The organism is Oleiphilus sp. HI0067, assembly GCF_001635735.1.
Genome location: NZ_LWFI01001055.1, coordinates 1 through 14538 on the forward strand (window position 1 = coordinate 1; position 14538 = coordinate 14538).

Here is a 14538-nt window from a genome sequence, read left to right on the forward strand (position 1 = left end):
CGAAAGAAGGCTGGGTGTATAGGCAACCAATCGAAAAATCGACGAATAATGAAGATATGAATCATAAGCGACTACTATTGCTTCCAATGTTAAAGACAACAGCAGAATTAAGTGTTGGTGTAACGACCGTAAGTTACTTCAACCAGAGTTTTGCCTGACGACCATAGAGAACTGGAACCACCTGATCCCATCCCGAACTCAGAAGTGAAACGGTTCATCGCCGATGGTAGTGTGGGAGGTCCCATGTGAGAGTAGGTCATCGTCAGGCTTCTAATACGAAACCCCAGCAGTACATACTGCTGGGGTTTTTTATTGCGTGCCCATAGGTTTCGTGGAGACCCAATCATCTAGCAGTATATTGAACGAATCAAATAGATAATGCTTGCGTTGGCAGTTATATCCAGGTTTAAGCGATGATCAGCACTAAGCATGCCGGCTTTTAGTAGTGCGTTTGAGCGTCTGAAAATCCGTGCCTACATGTAGAGAGCTAAACATAGAAATTCCGGTCACACGGAGGACAGAACTTGACTATGAACGTTCGTTGGGAGATTGTCAGGGCGACCCTTTGATTAAAGGCGGCTTACCGTTCAATATTTTTGCGTGGATTGTTAGCGATTGGTGTATGCATAGAAAGAGTTATATTTAGGTGAGTAGGCTCGCCTGTAATTTACAGTTATTACGTATCTGCGATGTTGGTTTTGCTCACATCCATATCATTAACAGATAGAGGCTTATCAATTCTAGGCTGATCAGTAAGATACGAATGCGGGAGTTTTCTTATCTCAACGAGTTCTGGAATTTTATCTTCCTCAACAATTATCCAATCTTTCGTGTCGTCTGTTAGCGATTTTAGTGGGCTTGTTGGGTATGGTTTAGAAGATGTTTTTTGGGAGATGCTTTCTTTGTAATTTGCTGCCGCATAACTACGGCTAAGTCCGGTGTTTTTGTCGTCGAGCAATGAGTTGATGTATTCGAGAATTGTTTCGTCATTATTCCTCATCATTACACGGTTAGCGCGCATCCATTCTCTATGTCGTGTACGTGTCTCTTTGTGGCAACTATTGTCATTAGTTTGCAGGTCTGCTTTATATAAGGCGCGTACTTTAACAACCAGTGTGGTTACAAAAGCGAGTGTGATGATAAACAAAATCGTAAGCATTAGTATGGTCGCTTATTTATTTTCTTAATATTAGGGAATAGCACTGAATTAAAATAATTCTCTAAAACTGACGAAAGGTTAAGGTTGCCGTTATGTAGGCGCGCTTAGCTAAATACGAGATCTGTAGGAATCTGTCACTAAATCGCTCAAAATAACTTGGAAAATAAATGTGGCAAGTTTATAGTCACTAACCGGTTTAATCATTGTTATTTTGGTTTAAGTCATGTCGTTGCATGAATTAGTGATGAATATTTTTACGAAGCATTCACCTGCCCCTTTCTGCGCTCTAGTTTTAGACGTGCTCACCCTCAATCTGCCGTAGGGCAGTTATTTTTATCCCCTTCGACAAGCGTACAGAATATAAATCTCGAAATTTAGGAGTTTGGCATATGTCAGCCAAAGACAAGTTAGTAATTTTTGATACCACTTTGCGTGATGGTGAGCAAAGCCCAGGCGCGTCGATGACAAAAGAGGAAAAGCTTCGCATCGCACGTGTGCTAGAAAAAATGAGAGTCGACGTTATTGAAGCAGGTTTTGCGATTGCAAGTCCTGGTGACTTCGGTGCTGTGCAAGCGATTGCAAATACGGTAAAAGATTCTCGGATATGTAGTCTTTCTCGAGCGCTAGATAAAGATATCGATCGCGCTGCAGAAGCTCTGAAGGGGGCAAATGCTTCGCGTATCCATACGTTTATAGCTACGTCTCCCATTCATATGAAGTATAAGCTTCAGATGGAACCAGATGCTGTCATTGAGCAAGCTGTTCGCGCAGTAAAACGAGCGCGCTCACATACTGATGATGTTGAATTTTCTTGCGAAGATGCTGGTCGTTCAGAGATTGATTTTTTATGTCGTATCATTGAAGCCGCAATTGATGCGGGCGCATCTACGATTAACATTCCTGACACAGTTGGTTATGCGATTCCCGAACAATATGGCAATACGATCGGCCAATTGATCCAGCGTATTCCAAATTCTGACAAGGCTATCTTCTCTGTTCACTGCCACAATGATTTGGGATTGGCGGTTGCGAACTCATTGTCTGCAGTTGCTCAAGGTGCTCGTCAGGTTGAATGTACAATTAACGGCTTAGGTGAGCGTGCGGGCAACGCATCGCTTGAAGAAGTCGTGATGGCTGTGCGCACTCGTTCTGACCTGTTTGATGTAGAGACTGGAATTGATACGACGCAAATTGTACCTGCTTCTAAATTAGTATCGTCAATTACAGGTTTCCCTGTGCAGCCAAATAAGGCGATTGTTGGTGCTAATGCGTTTGCTCATGAGTCGGGTATTCACCAAGACGGCGTGTTAAAGCATCGCGAAACCTACGAAATTATGCAGGCAGAAGCAGTGGGCTGGCATACGAATAGTTTGGTGTTGGGCAAGCTTTCTGGACGTAACGCGTTTCGTACACGTTTAGAAGAATTAGGAATCGCTTTAGAGTCTGAAAGTGAATTAAATGCTGCATTTGCTGCATTCAAAGAATTAGCTGATAAAAAGCATGAAATCTTTGATGAGGATTTACATGCGTTAGTAAGTGATTCGGTAAGTAAACCTAAGGAAGAAAAATACGAACTAGTTTGTATGTCAGTTGCTTCTGAAACAGGTGTTCGTCCCGTATCGAAAGTTACCTTGAAAATTGATGGCGAAGAGGTAAGTGCCGAGTCTGAGGGTGGTGGCCCGGTTGACGCTACGTATTCAGCTATCGAAAAGCTTGCTCAATCAGGCATCAATCTTCAGTTGTATTCTGTTAATAACATAACAAGCGGTACAGACTCGCAAGGTGAAGTCACAGTTCGTGTTGAACGTGGTGGTCGCATTGTTAACGGTCTAGGCGCAGATACTGATATTGTTATTGCATCTGCAAAAGCATATATCAATGCTTTGAATCTTATGGAAAGTGCTGACGAGCGACAGCATCCTCAAGGAGATGTATAAGCGGTGACGCGTCAGGGGCAGCAAGCTAGTTATTTGGATATGATGGGGGTGCAAACCTGGTACGCCCATAAACTGCTTAATGCTGCTCCATCCCCTACTTTTAGTGATCAAGCTGACTGGGCTAATGACCTTGATCAGCTTCCTGTTAATGCAAGTAAGTTTGCTAAAGAAAAAAAGGAGACCGTTCTAGAAAGTCTCGAAGAGCAGAGTGCGTCACTTGAAATTTCAAACTCAACGCCTCAAATGCTAGAGGTCGAGAGTGTAAGTGAGCGGAATGCAAGTATAGAACCTGGTGTTGAAGTAAAAGCAGAAGATCTTGCGCTCGTTAATGCTTTGCCCTCAGTGTTTTCTCTAAATGTATATCAAAGCGACGATGTCCGATTGCTTAGCTTTGGTTCTGATTCTCAATTAAATGATTTTGCTATCGCTACATCATTGGTCATTGCGCGGTTTCAAAGTCGAAGCGATTTAAATTTTGTAGGCAATTTTCGTTGGCCTGTTTTTTCATTTCAGGCTGAGGCATCTAATACGGATCGTTTGCTAGCCGGTGCATTACAGCAATTCTCCGATAAGATGATTAACGACGCGACGATTAATACAGTCGTTCTCGGTGTGAGTTTGAGTGAGGGGTGCGTTAGATCGATCGCTAAATGCACTGCAGGCTCAATGATCTTAAGTTCTTCAGTGTCTTTAAGTGACTGTATCCGTAATCCTTTACTAAAAGCTCAGTTATGGGCTGATATCATATAGTAAACTTTGCATGTATCACGGGCCTTCGCATAATGACATCAGCCTAAGGGATATGGTCGAGGCTGATTTAGAAAAGGTTATGCAAATCGAGACCGCGAGTTACGACATTCCTTGGACGCGCAAAAATTTCGAAGACTGTTTGAATGACAAGAACGATTGCGTACTTTTGATCTCGGGTCAGCACACCATCGGTCACGCCATTGTTTCATATGTCTTAGATGAGGCGCATTTACTTAATATTTGTGTAGATCCGCGCTACGCTGGAAAAGGCTTTGGCCGTCTTTTTTTACAATCCTTAATTCGTGTTGCGCGGGAGAAAAAGTGCGTTATGTTTTTCTTAGAAGTTCGCGCATCTAATCATAGGGCTATGGGGTTGTATCAATCTGAAGGCTTTAATGAAGTTGGTTTAAGAAAAGGGTATTATCCCGCCCCGAATGGGCGTGAAGACGCTGTACTGATGACCTTGGATATGCGTTTGGATGCATATGCATAGTAAATTTTCTTTAGGAATATTATGAGCCTTCCAGAAATAGATAAGCGACGAACGTTCGCGATTATTTCCCACCCTGATGCTGGTAAAACAACGATTACCGAAAAAGTGTTGCTATTTGGGGAGGCTATTCAAAAGGCGGGCACAGTTAAAGGTAAAAAAAGTGGTCAGCATGCTAAGTCAGATTGGATGGAAATGGAAAAGGAACGTGGTATTTCTGTCACGACTTCTGTTATGCAGTTCCCGTTTAATGACTGCTTAGTAAATCTGCTAGATACGCCTGGACACGAGGATTTCTCAGAAGACACGTATCGAACCCTTACTGCCGTTGACTCTTGCCTCATGGTTATTGACTCAGCTAAAGGTGTTGAGGCGCGGACTATCAAATTGATGGAGGTTACTCGCTTACGCGATACGCCGATTGTTACGTTTATGAATAAGCTTGATCGGGATATTCGTGATCCTATTGAGCTCATGGATGAAGTAGAGGATGTTCTAAAGATCGCTTGCGCGCCTATCACGTGGCCAATTGGGTGTGGTAAAGAGTTTAAGGGTGTTTATCATCTCTACGAAGATAAGACGGTGCTATATCAAACTGGTCAAGGGCACAGAATCCAGGATTCGGAGGTTATCGAAGGATTGGATAACCCACTGCTTGATGAAAAACTAGGCGGGTATGCTCAAGATCTTCGAGACGAAATTGATTTAGTACAGGGGGCTTCTCACGAATTTGATCAAGAGCTCTTCTTAGCTGGCGAATTGACCCCCGTTTATTTCGGCACGGCGTTAGGTAATTTTGGTGTGGATCACATGCTCGACGGCCTTACTTCGTGGGCTCCTAAGCCGCAAGGACGTGCAACTGATGTGCGTGAGGTAGAGGCAGAAGAAAACAAGTTTTCTGGTTTTGTGTTCAAAATCCAGGCGAATATGGATCCTCAGCATCGAGATCGCATTGCTTTCATGAGGATCTGCTCGGGTCAATACAGTAAAGGAATGAAGATGCGGCATGTTCGTATCGGTAAAGATGTCCGAGTTTCAGATGCTGTAACCTTTATGGCTGGAGATCGTGAGAATGCCGAGAATGCTTATGCTGGCGACATTATTGGTTTGCATAATCATGGAACAATTCAGATAGGTGATACGTTTACCGAAGGTGAAGAGTTCCGATTTACGGGCATTCCAAATTTCGCGCCCGAGCTATTTCGTCGAATTCGTTTAAAGGATCCGCTGAAAGCGAAGCAATTGAATAAAGGTTTAATACAGCTCTCTGAAGAGGGCGCCGTTCAGGTATTCAGGCCTTTAGCTAATAATGATTTGATTGTTGGTGCGGTAGGTGTGCTTCAGTTTGATGTTGTTGTACATCGGTTGAAAGCTGAGTACAAAGTGGACGCGATGTATGAGCCAATTTCTGTCGCGACCGCACGCTGGGTCGATAGTGATGATACTGCGGCATTTGAGCAATTCAAAAAGAAATGCAACGACAACTTAGCCTTAGATGGTGGTGATAATCTAACGTATATTGCGCCGACTATGGTTAACTTGCAGTTAGCGACAGAGCGTCATCCAGACGTGAACTTCCGTCAAACACGAGAGCATTGATCTATATGGCAGTTCGACTCATTGATACGCACTGCCATTTGAATTTCCCTCCTCTGCGTCAGAATATCGCAACATTAATCGAACAGGCTCATTCGAATGGTGTGGTTGGATTTGTTGTGCCAGCAACAAATTCTTCTGACTGGAAAGAATTGCTTGGTTTATCTGAAAAGTATCCCGAAATAATGCATGTGGCTTTGGGAGTCCATCCTTGTTTTATTTCGCAAGAGAGTTTATCAAATGACTTGTTAAGTGATCAGTTGCAAGCACTGTCAAAGCATTTTATTGCGATCGGAGAATGTGGCTTAGATGCGCGTTTTGATAATCTTGAGCAGCAGCTCAATATATTTGAAATGCAGCTCGAGTTGGCGGGAAAGCTAGACAAGCCGGTGATCATGCATTCGGTCAGGCGACATCAAGAAGTTTTAGATTTGGTTAAAAAGTGCGGTTTGCACTGGGGTGTGGTTCATGCCTTCTCTGGCAGTTACGAGCAGGCTAAGCAGTTTGTTGATCAAGGTTTGCATCTTGGCGTTGGTGGTGTGATCAAGAGAAATAAGGGTAAAACCTATGATGCGTTTAAGCGCATGCCTGTTGATGCGCTACTAATTGAAACGGATTCTCCGGATATGTACTTGCCTGGCAATCCCGAACGTCAAGGGAGTCCATTAGACATTCTAGAGATTCTGAGTGAGCTGTCAGAAATGAAACAACTTGATAAAGAGAGTCTTGCTGACGTCCTTCAAAATAACTGCCAGAAGTTGTTTTTTAGCTCTAGATAAATAAATAAAAAAAGCTGGTAATTGTTCGTTAATGTGTTTTATAATTCGCGCCCTCAAATTGCCGGACAATTCTTCAGAGTCAGCCCCGTCTCGAATTGGCAAGGCATTAGATAGAAATGCTGACACAAAAATGTGTACAGTTTTAGGTTACTCGGAAGAGTTAAAGGCGAATTAAATGAAAACGTTAAGTGCAAAGCCAGAATCGGTAAAACGTGACTGGTATGTAGTTGATGCTACAGACAAAACACTAGGTCGTTTGTCGACCGAAATCGCGCGCCGTTTGCGGGGCAAGCATAAACCAGAATACACTCCTCACGTTGATACAGGCGATTACATTGTCGTTGTTAATGCTGAGAAAGTTGCCGTAACTGGTAAAAAAGCAAGTGACAAGATTTATCACCATCACACAGGTTACATTGGTGGCTTGAAATCAATTTCTTTTGAAAAATTGATTGATAAAGCTCCTGAGCGTGTAATCGAAGGTGCGGTAAAAGGCATGTTGCCACGTGGTCCACTTGGTCGTGCAATGTTCAAGAAGTTGAAAGTGTATGCGGGTAACGAGCATCCGCACACTGCTCAGCAGCCAAAAGATCTAGAAGTTTAACGGAAGGCGATTATGTCAACTACATATAACTATGGTACTGGTCGTCGTAAAACTTCGGCGGCACGAGTGTTCTTAAAGTCTGGTTCTGGTCAAATTGAAGTTAATGGCCGTCCTCTAGACGAGTTTTTTGGTCGTAAAACTGCTCAAATGGTTGTTCGTCAACCTCTTGAGTTGGTCGAAATGGCTGACAAACTAGACGTTAAAGTAACTGTTAAAGGTGGTGGTACTACAGGTCAAGCTGGTGCTATCCGTCACGGTATTGCCCGTGCTTTGATTGAGTATGATGAGTCATTGCGTAGCCCGCTTCGTCAAGCAGGTTGGGTAACACGTGATGCGCGTGCTGTTGAACGTAAGAAGGTTGGTCTACGCAAAGCGCGTAAACGTCCTCAGTTCTCTAAGCGTTAATATGCAGTATATTAAAAAGCGCCTGTCGGTATTTGCTGTCAGGCGCTTTTTTTTAGCCGAACATTTAACTGTCAACAAATCGATTAAAGTTGTTGATGGCCTATCTTAATTTAATTACTATTTGTGGCTTTTAGGACATGCCCTACCTTTTGTGTGGGTAAGGTATTTAGTGCTCTAAAAGTTCTTGGTGGCTAAAGCGCTAGGGGCTACAAATAATAAGATATGAGTATTATTTTTATTTTCGGGGGAAGCCTGTATGAGTGAAGGCGACGTTAATGCGAGCCGTCGCAGATTTTTGATAGGTGCGACTTCAGTGGTTGGGGGTGTTGGTGCGATAGGTGCTGCAGTCCCGTTTGTGGCCTCATGGAATCCAAGTGCCAAAGCAAAAGCTGCGGGTGCGCCAGTTAAAGCATCGGTGGGTAAGTTGGAGCCGGGTCAGCGTATGACTGTTGAATGGCGAGGTAAGCCAGTTTGGGTTATTCGTCGTACTCAAGAGATGTTAGATAACTTAGATAAGTTAGCTGACCGTCTGCGTGACCCAATGTCAGAAGTGCCTCAGCAGCCTGAGTATGTGAAAGGTGTGTATCGATCAACTAAACCAGAGTACGCAGTGCTAGTTGGTATTTGTACTCATCTAGGTTGTTCTCCCCAGTTTGTTCCTGAAGTTGAGCCTCAAGAGTTTGATGAAAACTGGATGGGCGGATTCTTCTGTCCGTGTCACGGCTCACGTTTTGATTTAGCAGGTCGCGTATTTAAAGGTGTTCCTGCGCCAACTAACTTAGTTGTACCACCATATAAGTATCTTGATGATGCCACAATTATGGTTGGTGTTGATGAGGAGGCTGCGTAATGCAAAAGCTAATTTCATGGATTGACGAGCGTTTACCGGTCGTCAATGCTTTTGAAAAGCATATGAGTAAATATTATGCGCCAAAGAATTTTAATGTTTTTTACTTCTTCGGCGTATTGTCGTTTGTTGTTTTAGCTAACCAGCTTTTAACTGGCATTTGGCTAACAATGAGTTATAACCCTTCAGCAGAGGGTGCATTTGCGTCTATTGAATACATCATGCGTGATGTTGAATATGGTTGGTTGTTACGATATCTGCATTCAACAGGTGCTTCGGCATTTTTTGTTGTTGTTTATATGCATATGTTCAGAGGTCTGCTGTACGGTTCGTACAAAAAGCCGCGTGAGTTGGTCTGGATCTTTGGTATGACTATTTACCTAGCTCTTATGGCCGAAGCATTTATGGGCTACTTATTACCTTGGGGACAGATGTCTTACTGGGGTGCTCAGGTAATTGTTAACCTCTTTGGTGCAATTCCATACATCGGTGAAGGGTTGGCTTTGTGGATTCGTGGTGACTACCTGATTTCAGGCATTACCTTAAACCGTTTCTTTGCTCTTCACGTTGTTGCGTTACCAATCGTTATTCTTGCGTTGGTTGTGTTGCATATTCTCGCGCTTCATGAGGTTGGTTCTAATAACCCGGATGGTATCGATATTAAGAAAGACAAAGATGAAAACGGTATCCCAAAAGATGGTATTCCTTTCCATCCTTTCTACACAGTGCACGATATGGTCGGTATTGTTGTATTTTTGTTCGTATTCTGCGCGGTGGTCTTCTTCTTCCCTGAAATGGGTGGTTATTTTTTAGAGAAGCCTAATTTTGAGCCGGCGAATGCTCTTAAGACGCCTGATCACATTGCGCCTGTATGGTACTTCACGCCATTCTATGCAATCTTGCGTGCTGTTCCGGATGCGTTCTTGGGTGTTGTGGCGATGGGTGCGGCAATTGCAATTTTGTTCGTATTGCCATGGTTAGATCGTAGCCCGGTGCGTTCAATGCGTTACAAAGGCAACTTAAGTAAGATTGCTCTTGTGTTGTTTATCATTTCGTTCTGCATTCTTGGTTACTTGGGTGTTGTGGTAGCAACTCCAGGTAGAACTTTGCTTGCTCAGGTCTTGACTGTTATTTACTTCGCTTATTTCATTCTTATGCCTTGGTATACAAGTATTGAGAAAACTAAGCCTGTACCAGAAAGGGTGACAATGAAATGATTAAGCTCGTTGCTACGTTATTTTTCACAATTAGTGTGAACAGTGTATTGGCAGCTGTTGGACCGGCGGCTCCTGTTGATGATATTGATACTGATATTCGTGATCAAGAGTCTATGCAGCGTGGGATGGCGTTGTTTACTAATTACTGTTTTGGATGCCACTCGCTTGAGTACTCGCGCTATGAACGTTCTGCAAATGACTTAGGTATCCCAAAAGAGATTTTTGAAGAAAATCTACTTGAGGGCGACGCTAAGATCGGTCAATTGATGACTACCTCTATGGATAAAGATCAAGCGAAAGCTTGGTTTGGCAATCCACCGCCTGACTTGACGTTGGTGGCGCGGTTACGGGGGCCAGATTGGTTGTATAGTTACTTGCGTGGTTTTTATGCAGATCCTTCGCGTCCATATGGGGTAAATAATGTCGTATTCAAAGATGTCGGTATGCCACATGTTCTAGCAGACCTGCAGGGTATGTGTGCTGAGCCACCACTTATGGGTATTGATACTGAAGTTGATCCTCTTTCAGGTAACATCGTTAAGAGTAGTGGCTGTCAAGAATATAAGTCGGAAGGTTCTATGACGCCAGCTGAGTATGACGAAGCCATCTATGATTTGGTAAATTACCTTGAGTATGTCGGTGAGCCGTCACGGATAGAAAGTGAGCGTATGGGATTATACGTGCTTGTCTTCTTGGCGTTCTTCTTTGTGTTCGTCTACTTCTTGAATAAAGAGTACTGGCGCGATATCCACTAAGTCTATCTAAGTAGCTATAAGGCTGTTGGCAAACGCTAACGGCCTTTTTTGTTATAACGTGTGTTGAATTATGACGCGCTTTGATAAGTGTGTATAATTCTGGCAGTTTTGTATTCTATGTATCGAATTTTCGATGCGTTCTATTTATAAGGAGCTCTTGTATGGGCGTTGTGACCAAACGGTCGTCGATGACGTTTTTTTCTGATGGTGCAAGCCACTATAGCCACCGAGTCCGTATCGTTCTCGCCGAAAAAGGTGTGGCAGTAGATATTATTGATGTCGATCCAGATGAAAAGCCTGCAGAGTTAGCTGATCATAACCCATACAATGAATTGCCTACATTGGTAGATCGTGATCTTGTATTGTATGAAGCTGATATCATGATGGAGTATTTAGATGAGCGTTTCCCTCATCCTCCATTGTTGCCTGTCTACCCAGTAGCACGCGCGCAGAGTCGTCTAATGATGTACCGAATTTCAAAAGACTGGTGCTCTCTTGTTGACTCTATCCTAGCGGATCCAGAATCTTCATCTGCAAATGAAAAGCGTAAAGAGTTCAAAGAAAGTCTTTTGGCAACAGCACCAATTTTTGCTGATAAGCCTTTCTTTATGAGTGAAGAGTTTACGATTGTAGATTGCTGCATTGCGGCCTTGTTGTGGCGTTTGCCTGTGCTAGGCATTGAGTTGTCAGAGCCAGCAGCTAAGCCGATATTACGTTATATGGATCAGATGTTCTCTCGTGAGTCATTCCAAGAGAGTTTGTCTGAAGTTGAAGCAGAAATGCGTCACTAGTCACTAGCATACAAGGAGGATGGTGTGACCCCAAGTAGGCCATACCTGGTTCGTGCATTAAATCAATGGATTATTGATAACGGCCTAACACCGTATTTGGTAGTGGATGCCGGTATTCAGGGCGTTCATGTGCCTGAAGATTATGTAACTAATGGTCAGATCATCCTCAACATCAGTCCTAGCGCTGTAACAAATTTACTTATCGAAGATGCCGCAATTGAGTTTCAAGCTCGTTTTGGTGGTGTTCCGATGCAGGTATATATCCCAGTAGTTGCTGTCATGGCAATCTATGCAAAAGAGAATGGCCAAGGCATGGTTTTTGGTGCGGAGCCAGGTGCACCTGAGCCGCCACCATTCGATGAAGAGCCGGTACAAGAGCAGGGTTCTTCACCTCAGAAGCCATCTTTGAAGATAGTTAAGTAAGCCTTTATAAGGCTGCGCCAAATAGCTTCGATTCAACAGATTTTATAAGAGCGTTGCAGGCAAATATCGCCAACTGAAGTCCGTTCGAGATGGAATTTGTTGGTAGCTTGATCAAGGCATCAGTCATATAGTTTGTCGCATCTTCGGAGCCATTAATGAGCAGTGTTTTGATTCCTTTCTCTTGTGCTGTTGTTAGGGCTTCCTCGAAACTTTTGTGTTCATCTCCGATACTGATTAATACTAATACATCACTTTCCATTCCCATTGCTTGAATCTGTTTAGCGATCATATTGGCAGATGACGTGTCGCTATTTAGGCTGTCTAAACCGATATTGATTGCAGGGAAGCCTGGGCGCTCAAATTCATATTGGTCCATAAAGGCAGAACTAATGATTTGTGCAATCGGGTTAGCAAACCCAAGGCCGCATACTAAGAGCTTTTTGTCATTAAGTAGGGCGTCTACGATTAAGGTGCTTGCGTGATCGGTTTCTGATGCAATGCTCGTAATGTGCTCTGAGGCGATATCGATTTGGTCGCACAAATATTTGGCAATTGGGGAAAGGTCGTTCATTGGTACTAATGTGCTCCAAATGCTGATTTAATCCAGTTGATAGGCTGTTTGCATTCATGTGTGTCGAATGTGACGGTATCGAAACGACAGGTGCTATCAAATAGTTTGTGCTGTTGCATGTAAAGTAAGGCAGTTTTTACTAGTTTCGCTTGCTTTGGGTTGTTGATACTTTCTTGCGCACTGCCAAAGGTATCGGTTTTACGATAACGAACTTCGACAAATACAATCGCGTGGTGATCGCGCATTATAAGATCGATTTCTCCTAGGCGGCATGAATAATTGCGGGCAATAAGTTTTAGTCCGTTCTTCAATAGATGCTTTTCTGCCAATCGCTCGTATTTCGTTCCCTTGTTGTTCATTTATATCGTCCCTGATACATGAATTAATTAATTGGTATAGCTTTCCCGCCTTGATATTTAGCCCATTGCAGTCTTCGGATAATTGATCCATCGTCGTCAATAGCGAGTTTCCCTGTTCGTCCCTGAACAAAGCTATTTGGGATCTCGCGGAGCAACGCTAAGCGTGGCGATAGTGCATACGCATCGGCGCCTAAAGCGTAAAAGCGCATGTATTGTGCTGCGATATTCTTTCGCGAGGCATCGATTTGTAGCTTAATTTGATCTGTTTTATTAAAAGCCCACGGGATATCTATAAATTGGACTCCAGATAGGTCATTGTTCGTGTCAGTACTGTTCGGTTCGTGGATACTTGATGTGGCGAACACCGGAATGTCATCAGCGAAGTTGAATGCAAAGAGCGGATTGATGCGTTTGGCGTTCTGATTGTTTCCGAGTAACACAATTGCATCAATATCACGACGTCGTTCGGGGCGGGTCTCAAGTTTTAAGCCGGTAAGCCGCGCTATTGCGTTGCTACGCTTCTTGCTTGTGTCGGTAGATAGAAGCGCTGCAACTGCGTCAGAGAGAGAGGTTTCCTTGCCATAGGCAGCTTGTGCAACGATGTTTCCACCTTGCTTCTCAAATAGTTCGTAGAAAGCACTTGTTAAACGTGACCCACGGCTTGTGGCATCGCGAATGATCGCAACGCGGTTCAAGCCTTGCTCTACTAATCGGTTAGCGATTTGGGCTAATTCGTGTTCTGGAGCAAGTCCGAAGAAATATAACTCGTCATTGATGAGTGTTCCATCTGAGGAATTTAACGCCAAGGTCGTAATAGGCAATTCCGTCAAATCATTAAGTTGTTGAATGTTTGATTTTACAACCGGACCAATAATAAGTGTGTTCGGACTGTTATCGATTGCTTGGTTATATAACGAAGGGATTGTTTGGCGGTTCGTATCAAATGCCTCGATGCTGATTGGTTTTTGTGCAATAAAGTTCGCAGCCAAGAACCCGTCGGCAATAGCAATGCCAATATTTTCAAATTGCCCGCTAAATGGCAGCGCCAGAATAATTTTATTGGGCGCCGTTTCAGGAAGCTTAATTAGTGCTTCAAGTTCAAAAGGGAGGTTGTCAGTAGCTGGGTGGCGAGGGTTTTGGTTGAGCCAGTTTGTAAGAAGAGTGTATTGCTCGTCGATACTTGCCGTCGAAAACTTGAGTTGTTTTGCGAGATCTACCCAAGCGATGGTGTTATCTAGATGGCCATCTTCTTGAAATGCGACGAGGTCGTTTAATTCGGTTCTTTGGAGTAGTAACCAAATTTCCTCGCTAAGCTGCGCGCTCTGTTGATAGCCAAAGACGCCTTGGTAATCTGATAGGAGTACTGCTGCATCCAAAGGGCGGTTTATTTTGCTATATGCCGTCGCAAGTAAGCGAACGATAGTTTCTTGCTGAGACAGGCTAGTTCTGAGGATGCTATCGACCTGGAGGTCGTCTAGCGTTGTTTTTAAAGTTTCGACATTATTTGTTTGAAGAGATGTTTCAATTAACGTCAGGTTATAAGTGGAAATTTCGTCTGATGTTAAGCTCTGCGTTTGTACGTTCTGTAAAGCATGTTGCGCTTGTGTGTAATAGCCTTGCTCAAGAAAGGCTTGTGCAGCGTTTAAATAATATCGATTCTTTTGGGTTTCGGATGTTTGCGCTTTTGCATCTTGAAGATACTGTTCTCCAACGCTTAAAGGTTTGATTTCTTGTTCAGGAGATTTCCCGCCAGTTATGGTCTTGGGCTGACTGCTGCACCCGGCAATGATTAAGCCAATTGAGAGTGAGAGCGTCAGAAATCTTAGGGGTATTCTAATCATGTTGAATGCAGTAG

The 14538-nt window shown here is 43.5% G+C and carries 16 protein-coding genes and 1 rRNA gene; 13 read left to right on the forward strand and 4 right to left on the reverse strand.

Features of this window, described 5'->3' with window-relative positions:
- Nucleotides 1-153 precede the first annotated feature (153 nt).
- Nucleotides 154-268 (forward strand): 5S ribosomal RNA (rrf, locus tag A3739_RS14500).
- A gap of 408 nt (nt 269-676) precedes the next feature.
- Here the strand turns inward: rrf and A3739_RS14505 are convergent.
- Nucleotides 677-1159 carry a hypothetical protein gene (locus A3739_RS14505; RefSeq protein WP_068472999.1) on the reverse strand — a complete coding sequence of 161 codons (483 nt, stop codon included), beginning with the start codon at nt 1157-1159 and terminating at the stop codon, nt 677-679.
- A gap of 389 nt (nt 1160-1548) precedes the next feature.
- On the opposite strand from A3739_RS14505, the gene A3739_RS14510 reads away from it, so the two are divergent.
- From A3739_RS14510 to A3739_RS14565, 12 genes are all read left to right on the forward strand, one after another.
- Nucleotides 1549-3096, forward strand: coding sequence for a 2-isopropylmalate synthase (locus tag A3739_RS14510; protein WP_068472997.1), 1548 nt, complete (start codon nt 1549-1551; stop codon nt 3094-3096).
- A gap of 3 nt (nt 3097-3099) precedes the next feature.
- The gene (locus A3739_RS14515) at nt 3100-3846 is read left to right on the forward strand and encodes a hypothetical protein (RefSeq protein ID WP_068472994.1); all 747 of its coding nucleotides are present in this window, start codon (nt 3100-3102) and stop codon (nt 3844-3846) included.
- A gap of 52 nt (nt 3847-3898) precedes the next feature.
- The gene (gene rimI / locus A3739_RS14520) at nt 3899-4339 is read left to right on the forward strand and encodes a ribosomal protein S18-alanine N-acetyltransferase (RefSeq protein WP_082868893.1); all 441 of its coding nucleotides are present in this window, start codon (nt 3899-3901) and stop codon (nt 4337-4339) included.
- 21 nt (nt 4340-4360) lie between these two features.
- The gene (gene prfC, locus A3739_RS14525; protein WP_068472988.1) at nt 4361-5935 is read left to right on the forward strand and encodes a peptide chain release factor 3; all 1575 of its coding nucleotides are present in this window, start codon (nt 4361-4363) and stop codon (nt 5933-5935) included.
- A 5-nt stretch (nt 5936-5940) separates the two neighbouring features.
- Nucleotides 5941-6711 carry a TatD family hydrolase gene (locus A3739_RS14530; RefSeq protein ID WP_068472984.1) on the forward strand — a complete coding sequence of 257 codons (771 nt, stop codon included), beginning with the start codon at nt 5941-5943 and terminating at the stop codon, nt 6709-6711.
- Between the two features lie 175 nt (nt 6712-6886).
- Nucleotides 6887-7315, forward strand: coding sequence for a 50S ribosomal protein L13 (gene rplM, locus A3739_RS14535; RefSeq protein ID WP_068472981.1), 429 nt, complete (start codon nt 6887-6889; stop codon nt 7313-7315).
- 12 nt (nt 7316-7327) lie between these two features.
- A complete protein-coding gene (rpsI, locus tag A3739_RS14540; protein WP_068456560.1) occupies nt 7328-7720 on the forward strand; it encodes a 30S ribosomal protein S9 in 393 nt (130 codons plus the stop codon).
- A 256-nt stretch (nt 7721-7976) separates the two neighbouring features.
- Nucleotides 7977-8570, forward strand: a complete 594-nt coding sequence (petA, locus tag A3739_RS14545) for a ubiquinol-cytochrome c reductase iron-sulfur subunit (protein ID WP_068472978.1) — start codon at nt 7977-7979, stop codon at nt 8568-8570.
- Nucleotides 8570-9784: a cytochrome bc complex cytochrome b subunit gene (locus A3739_RS14550; RefSeq protein WP_068472975.1), complete on the forward strand. Its 1215-nt coding sequence runs from the start codon at nt 8570-8572 to the stop codon at nt 9782-9784. The genes petA and A3739_RS14550 overlap by 1 nt, the downstream gene beginning before the upstream one ends.
- A complete protein-coding gene (locus A3739_RS14555) occupies nt 9781-10539 on the forward strand; it encodes a cytochrome c1 (protein ID WP_068472972.1) in 759 nt (252 codons plus the stop codon). Before A3739_RS14550 ends, A3739_RS14555 begins: the two co-directional genes overlap by 4 nt.
- Nucleotides 10540-10700: 161 nt before the next feature.
- A complete protein-coding gene (locus tag A3739_RS14560) occupies nt 10701-11330 on the forward strand; it encodes a glutathione S-transferase N-terminal domain-containing protein (RefSeq protein ID WP_068472969.1) in 630 nt (209 codons plus the stop codon).
- Nucleotides 11331-11354: 24 nt separating this feature from the next.
- Entirely contained in the window at nt 11355-11753 is a 399-nt protein-coding gene (locus A3739_RS14565) for a ClpXP protease specificity-enhancing factor (RefSeq protein WP_068472966.1), read from the forward strand.
- Nucleotides 11754-11757: 4 nt separating this feature from the next.
- Here the strand turns inward: A3739_RS14565 and A3739_RS14570 are convergent, their stop codons facing one another.
- The 3 genes from A3739_RS14570 to A3739_RS14580 are packed head-to-tail and all read right to left on the reverse strand — an operon-like array spanning nt 11758 to nt 14524.
- Nucleotides 11758-12324 carry an SIS domain-containing protein gene (locus A3739_RS14570; RefSeq protein ID WP_068472962.1) on the reverse strand — a complete coding sequence of 189 codons (567 nt, stop codon included), beginning with the start codon at nt 12322-12324 and terminating at the stop codon, nt 11758-11760.
- 5 nt (nt 12325-12329) lie between these two features.
- On the reverse strand, nt 12330-12683 hold the full coding sequence (locus tag A3739_RS14575) for a YraN family protein (protein WP_068472959.1): 354 nt from the start codon (nt 12681-12683) through the stop codon (nt 12330-12332).
- A 23-nt stretch (nt 12684-12706) separates the two neighbouring features.
- Nucleotides 12707-14524 carry a penicillin-binding protein activator gene (locus A3739_RS14580; RefSeq protein ID WP_068472955.1) on the reverse strand — a complete coding sequence of 606 codons (1818 nt, stop codon included), beginning with the start codon at nt 14522-14524 and terminating at the stop codon, nt 12707-12709.
- Between the last annotated feature and the right edge of the window lie 14 nt (nt 14525-14538).